The following is an 11634-nucleotide window of genomic DNA, read 5'->3' on the forward strand; positions in this document are numbered from 1 at the left end:
AACTAGCTTTGATTTTTTAACCTGGTTGTCATCCAGGTGACTCGATCTCATCACTAAAAGTGACTTGACCCGCACATCTGTCAACAATATTCAGTTCTCAAAGTTCGTCTCACTGTCTCAGCGACAGCTTCTATATAATACCAGACTTTTGTTTCTTTGTCAACAACTTTTTTCTTTCAATGTTTCAGTTGAAACATTTCGTTGTCGATCAAGTTTCAGTCTGTTGCTTTCTCTTCGAGAAAGCTTATTTAGTATAGCAAAAAGGCAGAGGAAATGCAAGCATTTTCTCTGCCTTTTTCAAATTTATTTTCCTGCTCAGAAGAATTCCTTCAGAGAGAAGGTCTGATCCCGATTGGGGCCTACGGACACAATGCCGATTTCCACGCCCACCACTTCGCTGAGCCGGTTCAGATAGGCCTGGGCTTCCGCCGGCAGGTCGCTGTAGGACCGTACCCCGGAAATGTCCTTTTTCCAGCCTTTGAAGGTTTCGTAAACCGGTTTGGCTTTGGCCAGGATGGTCAGATCCGCCGGGATGTGCTGGATGGGTTCTCCGTCGATGGTCCAGCCGGTGCACATCTTGATTTCGTCCATGCCGTCCAGGATATCCAGCCGGGTAATGGCCAGGGCATCCATGGAGTTCAGCCGGGCAGCGTATTTCACCATGAAGGCATCCAGCCAGCCGCAGCGGCGGGGCCGCCCGGTGACAGTGCCGAATTCATGGCCGGTGTTCCGGAGATAGGTTCCCGGGCCGTCAGTATCGAACAGTTCGCACACAAAGGGGCCTTCCCCTACCCGGGTGGTATAGGCTTTCACCACGCCCACCACATGGTCGATGAACCGGGGCCCTACGCCGCTGCCGGTGGCTGCATTGCCGGCGGTGGGGTTAGAGCTGGTCACATAGGGATAGGTGCCGTAGTCGATGTCCAGGAAGGTGGCCTGAGCCCCTTCGAACAGAACTTTCTTGTGAGCATCGAAAATGTTCCCCAGAGCTACGCTGGTGTCAGTCACATGGGGCCGCAGTTCTTCCGCATAGTCCAGGTAGGCTTTCAGCATGGGTTCATAGGCCAGAGGTTCTGCCCCGTAGACTTTGGTGAACAGGGCATTCTTGGCATCCAGGTTCCGTTTCAGCTTGGCAGCCAGCACGTCTTTGTTCATCAGATCGCAGACCCGGATCCCGGTACGGGCATATTTGTCCATATAGCAGGGTCCGATGCCCCCTTTGGTGGTGCCGATCTTGGCATCCCCCAGGGCAGCTTCCTGGAGTTCGTCCTGCTTTTCATGGTACGGGAACACCACATGGGCCCGGTCGCTGATCAGCAGGTTGCTGGTATCCACGCCCTTGGCCTTCATTTCGGCGATTTCCTGGAGCACCACACGGGGGTTGATCACCACACCGTTGCCCAGGATGCAGGTTTTGTCCTTGTATAAAATCCCGCTGGGCAGCAGACGGAGCTTGTAGGAAACGTCATTGACCACCACCGTATGGCCGGCGTTGGAACCGCCGGAATAGCGGACCACCGCATCAGCCTGCTGGGCCAGGTAGTCAACGATCTTGCCTTTACCTTCGTCCCCCCACTGGGAACCGATTACAACAACAGATGACATAGAGTTCTCCTTCTTTCGGGTTACATTCCAAACCGGGCGTAGATTTCATCCACATGCTTCAGCATATGTTTCGGTTCGAAGCAGGCTTCCACTTCTTCTTTGGTCAGGTACTTGTCGATGTCCGGATCCGCTTCCACGTTGGTCTTGAAGTCGGCCCCTTCCATCCACCGGGCCATGGCGTTCCGCTGCACCCACTTGTAGGCATCTTCCCGGAGCACCCCTTTGCTTACCAGAGCGATCAGCAGGTTCTGGCTGTAGATCAGACCGCCGGTCAGGTTCAGGTCCCGCATCATGGCTTCCGGATATACCAGCATCTTGCCCATGATGTCCTTCATTTTCCGCAGCATGTGGTCCAGCAGGATGGTGGAATCCGGCAGGATGATCCGTTCCACGGAAGAATGGGAAATATCCCGTTCATGCCACAGGGCCACGTTTTCGATGGCAGCTTCTGCGTTGCCCCGGAGCACCCGGGCCAGGCCGCAGATCTTTTCACAGGTGATGGGGTTCCGTTTGTGAGGCATGGCGGAAGAGCCCTTCTGGCCGGGAGCAAAATATTCTTCCGCTTCCCGGACTTCCGTACGCTGGAGATGACGGACTTCCGTGGCCATCTTTTCCAGGGTGGCGCCGCACACGGCGATGGTGCTCAGATAGAAGGCATGGCGGTCTCTCTGGACAACCTGGTTGGCAATGGGCACAGGGGTCAGCCCCAGTTTTTCGCACACGTATTTTTCCACAAACGGGTCAATGTTGGAATAGGTCCCGATGGCACCGCTGAGTTTCCCTACGGAGATGTATTTCTTGGCCATTTCCAGCCGTTCGATGTTCCGTTCGGTTTCAGACATCCACAGCAGGAACTTCAGGCCGAAGGTCATAGGTTCCGCATGGATCCCGTGGGTACGGCCCACGCACAGGGTGTGACGGTATTTCTGAGCCTGGCTCTTGAGGATTTCATGGAGTTCCTTTTCTTCCCGGATCAGGATTTCCGCGGAATGTTTCATCATGAGCCCCATGGCCGTATCCTTCACGTCGTTGGAGGTCAGGCCTTTATGGATATATTTGGAAGCATCGCCGACGTGTTCAGCCACAGAAGTAAGCAGAGAAATGATGTCATGGTTGGTGGTCTTTTCGATTTCATGGACCCGGTCCAGATCGAAGTCCGCCTTGGTTTGGATGTCATGGAGCGCATCATCCGGTACAATGCCCAGTTTGTTCATGGCTTCGCAGGCCGTGACTTCAACTTTGACAATGTTGCGGTCTTCGTTTTCTTCCGTCCAGATGGAACCCATTTCTTTACTGGTATAACGTGGAATCACAATACTTCCTCCTTAGGTATAACAAAAAAATGGCATAACGAGGGAACACACCGTTCCCGCTGTCTTTTTATTGTATCATTTTACCGAACGCTTCGCAACGACAAGAATTTTTTGTTTGCAATAAAAGAACCCGCTGTTCCAAGCGGGTTCTTTCCTTCGGCAATTGACAATTGACCATTGACAGGCGGCTGCTGTATGGCAGCCGCATTTATTCCGGTCTCCGGCTCAGATCCTCGAACCGGGTGATATCCTTCCGGAAATACAGCGGCACCGTGCCCACCGGACCATTCCGGTGCTTGGCCACGATCAGTTCCGCCACGTTCTTCTGTTCCGTATCCGGGTTGTAGTAATCGTCCCGGTAGATGAAGCAAACAATATCCGCATCCTGTTCCAGGGCCCCGGATTCCCGCAAGTCACTGAGCATGGGCCGTTTGCTGGTACGCTGTTCCACGCTCCGGCTCAGCTGGGACAGGGCGATCACCGGCACATTCAGCTCCCGGGCCAGCCCCTTCAGGGACCGGGAAATATCACTCATTTCCTGCTGCCGGTTGTCGCTGGCCCGTTTGGAGGACCCCTGCATCAGCTGGAGATAGTCCACGATGATCAGATCCAGGCCGTTCTCGTTTTTCCACCGCCGGGCCTTGGACCGCATTTCCAGGGCCGTCATCCCCGGCGTATCATCCAGCATGATCTTGGCGGCACTGAGCTTGTCCGCCGCGTTTACCAGGTTGGGCCATTCGCTTTCCTGGAGCTGGCCGATCCGCAGCCGGGAGGCGTCGATCCGGGCCTGGGAGCACAGCAGCCGCTGGACCAGCTGCTCCTTGCTCATTTCCAGGGAGAAGAAGGCTACGGATTTTCCCCCGTCCAGAGCCACATGTTCCGCAATGTTCAGCACCAGGGAGGATTTCCCCATGGAAGGACGGGCTGCCACGATGATCAGATCCGAAGGCTGGAGCCCGCTGGTCATTTTGTCGAAATCGGAAAACCCGGTGGGCAGGCCGGTAAAGGCATCCTTGGTGTCGTACAATTCCTCGATCCGGGCCATGGCGCTTTTCACGATGTCCTTGATCTTCACCACGCCCCCGGAATGTTTCCGGTTGGCCACCGCCAGGATCTTCTGTTCCGCCTGGTCGATGGTCTGGGCAATGTCCTGTTCTTCCTCGTAGCCGCTGGCCGCCACTTCCGTAGCCGAATTGATCAGCTGCCGGCGGAGGGATTTTTCCTCCACGATCTTGGCATGGTACACCACATTGGCCGCAGTGGGCACCGCATTGCTGAGAGCGGTGATGGCCGCCGTGCCTCCGATGGCATCCAGCTTCCCCAGCCGGCGCAGTTCTTCGGTGACCGTAACCAGGTCCACCGCCTCGTTCCGGCTGTGGAGATCCATAATGGCCGAAAAGATCACCCGGTTGTCCGGCCGGTAAAAGTCATCCTCATTGAGGATTTCCCCGGCTTTGTCGATGGCATCCCGGCTGATCAGCATGGCCCCCAGCACACTTTGTTCCGCCTCGATATTCTGGGGTGGAATACGTTCTTCCAAAGAGCAGACCTCCTTCCTGAAAAGAAACCCACCACCGTATCACAGAGGTGCCGATCCCCTTCTCAAGACAGTCATTGTCCTGTCTGTCCGCCCTTTTCAAGGGCGGGGGACCAGCCTGGGGCTGGTGGTGGGTTCCTTTTTTATTCTTCCGTTTCTACAACGACCTTGAACTTGGCGGATACATCCGGCAGCAGTTTTGCCGTTGCGGTGTATACCCCCGGGCTCTTGATGGTTTCCGGAATCTCGATCTTCCGGCGGTCCACCCCTTCCATCCCGGTCTGGGTCAGCAGGGCATCCGCCACATCCTTGGAGGCAATGGATCCGAACAGCTTCCCGTTGGCTCCCACCTTCACCTTCATGTGCAGGGTCACCTTTTCCAGCTGGGCAGCCAGGATCACCGCTTCGTCATGAGCCTGGGCAGCCCGGTGTTTGGCCACCTGCATGTCCTGTTTGGCCTGGTTCAGGTTCCGGGAGGTGGCTTCTTCCGCGATTCCCCGGGGAATCAGATAGTTCCGGCCGTAACCTTCCGCCGTTTCGATGATATCGCCTTTCTTACCCAATTTCTTGATGTCCTGCAGCAGAATTACCTTCATCTGTATCGCTCTCCTTCATTTGTTCTTTGGCCAGCTCAAGGACCTTCGGCATCAGTTCTTCCGCCGTCACGCCCTTCACCTGTACCCCGGCAACAGTCTGATGGCCGCCGCCGCCAAGTTCTTCCATCATCACCTGCACATTGACGGATCCGTCACTGCGGGCACTGATGCTGACTCCGTTTTCATTCTGGCTGAAAACCACACTGGCCCGGATGTCATCCATGGTCAGCAGTTCATCCGCCGCCTGGGCCACGATTACCGGCGTATCCTTGTCCTGACAGGAACACTGGTGCACCGCCACAGCCAGCCCGGGCAGAGGCTGTTTCATCTCGGTGATGATCCGGGCCCGGGTGAGCACCGTATGTTCATCATCCTTGAACAGCAGGGAAACCATATGGGGGTCGGCTCCGTTCCGGCGCAGGAAAGCCGCCGCTTCGAAAGTCCGTTCCCCGGTCTGCACCGCAAAATTCTTGGTGTCCACCAAAATCCCTGCATACAGGGCCGTAGCTTCCACTTCAGAAAACTGCAGCTTGTTTTCAAAATACTGGAGGATCTCCGTCACCATTTCACAGGTGGAAGAGGTGGACGGTTCCATATACTGGAGCATCACATCGGTGATGGCATCCTCCGCCCGCCGGTGATGGTCGATGATGATCCGCCGGCGGATGGCCTGGAGCACCTTGGGGGCCGCGCTCAGCATGGCCCGATGGTGGTCCACCAGTACCAGGATGCTGCCGGGAGTGATCCGCTTCAAGGCCTCTTCCTCGTTGACGAACAGGGACAGGTACCGGTCGCTCTGGTCCTTGGACACTGTCTCCAGCTTCTTCAGGGAAGGCCCCTGGCCGCTGGTGACGATGCAGCAGCTTTTGTTCAGGGTCAGAGCCATTTTGGCCACCCCGATGGCTGCCCCCAGGGCATCGTAGTCCTCGTTGGCATGGCCCATAATGAACACCTGGTCCGCACTGACCATCAGTTCGTGGATGGCCTGGGCCACGATCCGGGCCCGGACCCGGGTGTTTTTGGCCTGGACGGAGCCCCGGGCCCCGTAGAAGCTCATATCGTCCCCCAGCTGGACCACTGCCTGGTCCCCGCCCCGGCCCAAAGCCAGGTCCAGGGCCGCCTGGGCCTTCTGGCTCAGTTCCGCCAGGTTCCGGCCGTCCGCCGCCACCCCGATACTGATGGTGGGGCTGATCCGGTTGCCGCTTTTGATCTCCCGGACCCGGTCCAGCACCTGGAACTTCTTGCTGATGGTGTCCGTCAGCCCTTTTCGGCTCATGCCCACCACAAACATGTCTTCCGTGTATTTCTGGAAGTACCCGTGGACTTCCTCCACCCAGCCCCCGATAGCCTTGGTCACGTCCACGATCAGGCTGGCCCGCTCGTTTTCATTGAGGCCTTTCATGGCATCGTCGTAGTTGTCGAACTGGACATAGGCCACCACCGGCCGTTCTTCCTCATACCGTTTTTTCTGCCGTTCCCGGTCCGTGATATCCGTCAGGTACAGGGCCAGCCCCGTATCCTCCTCCGGATTGTCGGTGATCTGGATCCGCCGGACCAGCATCTTGTAGATCCGATCCCCGATCTTGATCTGCTTGTCCGCGTCCCGGAGCCGCAGGGTGGCAAAATTGTTGTCCGGCGGCGGCAGCACCTTTTCAAAAGGCGTGGCCAGCGGCACCTCCACCGCGATGAATTCGTTGAACAGCCGGTTCCGCCACTGGAGATGGCCCTCTTTGTCGAAAACCCCGATGCCGATGGGGATCCGCTGGGACGCATAATTGTTGGCCCGTTCAATATTCCGGACCACCGTGGTCATGGAATGGTTGAACCAGGCTTCCCGAAGCCGGTTGCTCCGGAAGGTCAGATAATAGACCAGCAGCACCGAAATGAACCCGATGGCCGTACAGATGGCCAGATTCACCGCAATCCCGTAGATCACCAGGACGGACCCCAGCAGGGCCACCCCGATGCGCACGGACTGCCACAGGTTCCGGCGTGATTTCTCCTCCATACTATCCCCCTCTATTCAGGCTTTTTGGCCCCTGACTTCCGGATCTTCCGGAGATCGAAGACCATTTCATAGGCCCCCAGCACCACCACCAGCTGGGAGGCGATGGGCAGGGTGAAGGTCAGCAGCAGACTCAGCGGCAGCAGGATCCGGGGATAATGGCGGTATTCCACATACCAGCGGATCAGGCTCAGCCCCTGGACCAGGAGCAGCATGTTCATCATCATATACAGGGTGTACCCGCCCCGGTACACCAGGGAATCCTGATAGTTCTGGCCGAAGAAGATCAGCATCATCCCGATGCCATAGGGCAGGAGCAGCCATTTGGGCAGCTTCCACAGGGAAAAAGGCGGAAACCAGGGGTAGTAATCCCCCATCCGTCCCAGGATCTTCCGGGCCGCCCAGTAGTTGGCAATGGCGGTAATGGGCGCGCTGAGCAGCACCCCGGCCGGCAGGATCAGTTCGAACATCTTTTTCAGCTGGGCCAGCTGGGTGTCCGTGAGCCCGTTCATCCCCAGGGTCTGGAAAATCTCGCTGCTCATGTTCACCGATTCGTCAATGGACTGGAAGAACACTTCGATTACATTCACATGCATAAAGAAATAGGCTGCCAGGGCACTGAGCACCGTGGAAAGGAGGGCCCCCAGGCTCCCCATGAGCAGGGTCTGGGTGGGAGTCATCTGTTTTTCCATGGCATAGCCCATGAACAGGCCGATGAGCCCCAAAATCAGGCACTGGGTCAGAGCCTGGAGGGGGGACAGCAGCACCGCCACCACACACCCGGTGACCAGCAGGCACAGGATGCTCCATTTCAGCCCGTTCCGCCGGCCGCAAAGGATGATGGGCAGAGGCCACAGGATGCTCACGATGATGTCCAGCACCGGGATGTAGTTCCCCACCAGGGTAAAAAGCACGGCCACCGCCGCCAAAATGCCGGATTCCACCAGCGAAGAAGTTTTATGGTAATGCAAAGCGATATTCCTCCATGATGATAGTTTCCTTCGGCCATTGACTATTGGCCATTGACAACCAAGAGAGCGTTTCCCTACTATTCTACAATATTTGACAAAAAAAAGACAGACCCCCGAAAGGGTCTGTCTCTGTCATCCAGCTTATTCAGCCGTAAACGGCAGCAGTGCAACGTTTCTGGCACGTTTGATGGCAATGGTCAGCTGACGCTGATGTTTTGCACAGGTGCCGGAAATCCGGCGAGGCAGGATCTTGCCCCGTTCGGTGATGAACTTCCGCAGCTTGGCTGCATCTTTATAATCGATTTCCTGGACTTTGTCGACGCAGAAGGAGCAAACTTTTCTTCTGGGTCTCCGGTTACCTCTTTCACGCTTCATCATAGCTATTCTCTATCCTCCCTTTTAAAATGGGATCTCTTCGTCAAAACCTACTTCAGAGCCAAAGCCACCCATGGGACCGGCGGAGCCGCCCTGAGAGGACTGATTCTGGGATGGAGGATTCTGCTGGCCTGCGGCAGGACTGCCGGAGCCTTTCCGTTCGATGAATTCAACCCGGTCCGCAATGACTTCCGTCATGTAATGCTTGTTCCCGTCTTTTCCATCGTAGCTGCGGATCTGCAGACGCCCTTCCACCAGAGCTCTCTGACCCTTGGTCAAACTGTTCCCACATAATTCAGCGGTTTTATTCCACGTTACAATGTTGATAAAATCCGCTTCCCGCTGGCCGTTCTTCGAAGCGAAGGGACGGTCAACTGCCAGAGTAAAGGTGCAGACCGTTTTTTCCGTAGGTGTAACCCGGACTTCCGGATCCCGTACGAGACGGCCCAACAAGATAATGCGATTCATACACCCAGCCTCCTTATTCGCCTTTGCGAATGATCATGTGACGCAGGATATCGTCGGTAATCTTCATCACACGGTCCAGTTCCTTTACGGCTGCAGGTTCAGCGGCAAACGTGGTCAGAACATACAGACCATCATTGAAGTCCTGAATAGCATATGCCAAACGTTTTTTGCCCCACTTATCGGTTTTTTCGATCGTAGCGCCGTTAGCCACCAGCAGGTCATCGAACTTCTTTACAACAGCGTTGAAAGCGTCCTCTTCTACCGGTTTAACGATGTACATGACTTCGTAGTTATTCACGAAATCACCTCCTCCTTTGGATTTGCTCCTCTACCATGAGGGCAGAAGAAGTATATATAATATATACAGCCTTAAAAGTATAGCATGGGAAGAGAATAAATGCAAGAAGGAAAAGGAATCTTTTCTGTAGTATAATAATATGATATCAATTCACAAAGGAGCACCACCATGTTCGTCTATGCCGACAATGCAGCTACCACCCGGGTCCTGCCCAAGGTCCTGGAAGCCATGCTGCCTTATTTTACAGAACAGTACGGCAACCCCTCCAGCACCTATCCCCTGGGGCAGGAAGCCTCCCGGGCCCTGATCGGCTCCCGGGAAACCATCGCCCGGCTGCTGGGCTGCCGGCCCCGGGAGATTACCTTCACCTCCGGGGGCAGCGAAAGCGACAACCAGGCCCTGCGGACCGCCGCTGCCTGGGGAAAGAAGCACGGCCGCACCCATCTTATCGCCAGTGCCATTGAGCACCACGCCATCCTCCACACCCTGGAGGCCCTCCAGAAGGAAGGCTTTGCCGTGACCCTGCTGCCGGTCAACCAGGGAGGCCAGGTGGAACCGGACACCCTGTCCCGGGCCCTGACCCCGGAAACCGCCCTGGTATCCGTCATGACCGCCAACAACGAAACCGGCTCCCTCCAGCCCATCAGGGAGCTGGCCGCCCTGGCCCATAAACAGGGAGCCCTGTTCCACACCGACGGGGTCCAGGCCCTGGGCCATGTGCCGGTGACCCTGGAAGCCGGGAACATCGACTTCCTGTCCGGTTCCGCTCATAAATTCCACGGACCTAAAGGAGTCGGTTTCCTTTTTACCAAGCAAGGCATTGAATTAGAAAACCTGATTTTCGGGGGAGAACAGGAACGGGGGAAGCGAGCCGGCACGGAAAACGTCCCCGGCATCGTGGGCATGGCCGCCGCCCTGGAAGAAGCGGTGAATAATCTGGATGCCAACGCCCGGAAGATGGCAGAAGCCCGGGACGCCCTGGAAGCAAAGCTCCTGGCCCTGGGCGGCACCCGGGTCCACAGCGGCCAGGTGCCCCGGCTCCCCGGCCACCTGAACATGGCCTTTGACGGAGTCCCCGCAGAAGCCCTGCTTCCGGTGCTGGGCATGGCAGGCATCTGCGTTTCCGCCGGGTCCGCCTGTGCCTCCGGTTCTCCGGAACCCAGCCATGTGCTCCTGGCCCTGGGCTGCACTCCGGAAGAAGCCAGATCTTCCCTCCGGTTCTCTCTGGGGGATGACATTACCCGGGAACAGGTGGACTATACGGCCCAAACCCTTATCCGGGAAGTCCAGCGGCTCCGGCGGCTGGAACACCGGCTGTAACAGAAAGGATGCATCATGAAAGCACTGATCGCCATGAGCGGCGGAGTGGACAGCTCCGTAGCCGCCAAACTCATGCAGGATGCAGGGTATGACTGCATCGGCTGCACCATGAAACTGTACAACAACCCGGACGCCGGCTGCAGTTCCAAAACCTGCTGCAGCCTCAGCGACGTGGAAGACGCCCGGAGCGTGGCCGCCCGGCTCCATATGCCCTATTACGTGTTCAACTACACGGAAGAATTCAAAAAAGACGTAATGGAAAAATTCGCCCGGAGCTATACCCTGGGCCACACCCCCAACCCCTGCATCGACTGCAACCGGTTCCTGAAGTTCGGCGCCCTGTACCAGCGGGCCCTGGAACTGGGCTGCGACTGTGTGGTCACCGGCCATTACGCCCGGATCCGGAAGACCCCGGAAGGGAAGTACCAGCTGCTCCGGGCCACGGACCCGGCCAAGGACCAGAGCTATGTGCTCTACAGCCTGACCCAGGACCAGCTGGCCCACACCCGGTTCCCCCTGGGGGGATACCACAAGACCCATACCCGGGAAATCGCCGCGGAAAACGGGTTCATCAATTCCCAGAAGCCGGACAGCCAGGACATCTGTTTCGTGCCCAACGGCCAGTACACCGATGCGGTCCAGCGGATCCTGGACTACAAGCCCCAGCCCGGTCCCTTCCTGGATCTGGAAGGAAAGGTGATCGGCCAGCACAAAGGGATCATCTATTACACCCTGGGCCAGCACAAGAAGCTGGGGCTGAACCAGCCCGATTATCCTCTCTATGTAGTGAAGATCGACCCGGCAAAGAACGCCGTGATCGTGGGCCCCAGTGAAGCCCTGTTCAGCCGGGAAGCAAAGGTCCGGGACGCCAACTGGATCAGCGGAGAAGTGCCGGAAGGCCCCGTCCGGTGCCAGGTGAAAGTCCGGTACCGCCAGGAAGCCCAGCCCGCCACCGTAACCCCCACCGGCAAGGATACTTTCACCGTCCGATTCGACGAACCCCAAAGAGCCATCACCCCCGGCCAGGCCGCCGTATTGTACGACGGAGAAGTGGTCCTGGGGGGAGGGACTATAGTGGAATGAAGAAAGAAAAAAACAGGTCCCGGCCGGGGCCTGGTTTTTTGAGGAAGATATGCCCGACCGGAG

Annotated in this window: 11 protein-coding genes; 2 read left to right on the top strand and 9 right to left on the bottom strand. The window is 57.0% G+C overall.

Annotated features, from left to right (window positions below):
• Window positions 1–315: 315 nt before the first annotated feature.
• From ACTQY1_RS10755 to rpsF, 9 genes are all read right to left on the bottom strand, one after another.
• Complete coding sequence (locus tag ACTQY1_RS10755; protein ID WP_154488671.1) at window positions 316–1605, bottom strand: adenylosuccinate synthase; 1290 nt, start codon at window positions 1603–1605, stop codon at window positions 316–318.
• 20 nt (window positions 1606–1625) lie between these two features.
• Window positions 1626–2918: an adenylosuccinate lyase gene (gene purB / locus ACTQY1_RS10760; protein ID WP_022486628.1), complete on the bottom strand. Its 1293-nt coding sequence runs from the start codon at window positions 2916–2918 to the stop codon at window positions 1626–1628.
• A gap of 208 nt (window positions 2919–3126) precedes the next feature.
• The gene (gene dnaB / locus ACTQY1_RS10765) at window positions 3127–4458 is read right to left on the bottom strand and encodes a replicative DNA helicase (protein WP_154488670.1); all 1332 of its coding nucleotides are present in this window, start codon (window positions 4456–4458) and stop codon (window positions 3127–3129) included.
• A gap of 140 nt (window positions 4459–4598) precedes the next feature.
• Entirely contained in the window at window positions 4599–5051 is a 453-nt protein-coding gene (gene rplI, locus ACTQY1_RS10770) for a 50S ribosomal protein L9 (RefSeq protein ID WP_022486626.1), read from the bottom strand.
• Window positions 5011–7059, bottom strand: coding sequence for a DHH family phosphoesterase (locus tag ACTQY1_RS10775; RefSeq protein ID WP_022486625.1), 2049 nt, complete (start codon window positions 7057–7059; stop codon window positions 5011–5013). The genes rplI and ACTQY1_RS10775 overlap by 41 nt, the downstream gene beginning before the upstream one ends.
• A gap of 11 nt (window positions 7060–7070) precedes the next feature.
• Complete coding sequence (locus ACTQY1_RS10780; protein WP_441374184.1) at window positions 7071–8027, bottom strand: YybS family protein; 957 nt, start codon at window positions 8025–8027, stop codon at window positions 7071–7073.
• A 141-nt stretch (window positions 8028–8168) separates the two neighbouring features.
• Window positions 8169–8405, bottom strand: coding sequence for a 30S ribosomal protein S18 (gene rpsR, locus ACTQY1_RS10785; RefSeq protein ID WP_012937440.1), 237 nt, complete (start codon window positions 8403–8405; stop codon window positions 8169–8171).
• Window positions 8406–8426: 21 nt separating this feature from the next.
• Window positions 8427–8870 carry a single-stranded DNA-binding protein gene (locus tag ACTQY1_RS10790; RefSeq protein ID WP_022486623.1) on the bottom strand — a complete coding sequence of 148 codons (444 nt, stop codon included), beginning with the start codon at window positions 8868–8870 and terminating at the stop codon, window positions 8427–8429.
• A gap of 13 nt (window positions 8871–8883) precedes the next feature.
• Entirely contained in the window at window positions 8884–9168 is a 285-nt protein-coding gene (rpsF, locus tag ACTQY1_RS10795) for a 30S ribosomal protein S6 (protein ID WP_012937438.1), read from the bottom strand.
• A gap of 168 nt (window positions 9169–9336) precedes the next feature.
• Here rpsF and ACTQY1_RS10800 point away from each other — a divergent pair, with 168 nt between their 5' ends.
• Window positions 9337–10488, top strand: a complete 1152-nt coding sequence (locus tag ACTQY1_RS10800; protein WP_441374185.1) for a cysteine desulfurase family protein — start codon at window positions 9337–9339, stop codon at window positions 10486–10488.
• 15 nt (window positions 10489–10503) lie between these two features.
• Complete coding sequence (gene mnmA / locus ACTQY1_RS10805; protein ID WP_279125984.1) at window positions 10504–11571, top strand: tRNA 2-thiouridine(34) synthase MnmA; 1068 nt, start codon at window positions 10504–10506, stop codon at window positions 11569–11571.
• Window positions 11572–11634 lie beyond the last annotated feature (63 nt).

Origin of the sequence: Acidaminococcus sp. HCP3S3_G9_1, assembly GCF_052122455.1 — a bacterium.
In the GTDB taxonomy this organism is placed as follows: Bacteria; Bacillota; Negativicutes; order Acidaminococcales; family Acidaminococcaceae; genus Acidaminococcus.

Coding starts and splice junctions, on each gene's coding strand:
- ACTQY1_RS10755 (WP_154488671.1), bottom strand. CDS start 1,605: ATGTCATCTGTTGTTGTAATCGGTTCCCAGTGGGGGGACGAAGGTAAA.
- rplI (WP_022486626.1), bottom strand. CDS start 5,051: ATGAAGGTAATTCTGCTGCAGGACATCAAGAAATTGGGTAAGAAAGGC.
- ACTQY1_RS10775 (WP_022486625.1), bottom strand. CDS start 7,059: ATGGAGGAGAAATCACGCCGGAACCTGTGGCAGTCCGTGCGCATCGGG.
- rpsR (WP_012937440.1), bottom strand. CDS start 8,405: ATGATGAAGCGTGAAAGAGGTAACCGGAGACCCAGAAGAAAAGTTTGC.
- ACTQY1_RS10790 (WP_022486623.1), bottom strand. CDS start 8,870: ATGAATCGCATTATCTTGTTGGGCCGTCTCGTACGGGATCCGGAAGTC.
- ACTQY1_RS10800 (WP_441374185.1), top strand. CDS start 9,337: ATGTTCGTCTATGCCGACAATGCAGCTACCACCCGGGTCCTGCCCAAG.
- mnmA (WP_279125984.1), top strand. CDS start 10,504: ATGAAAGCACTGATCGCCATGAGCGGCGGAGTGGACAGCTCCGTAGCC.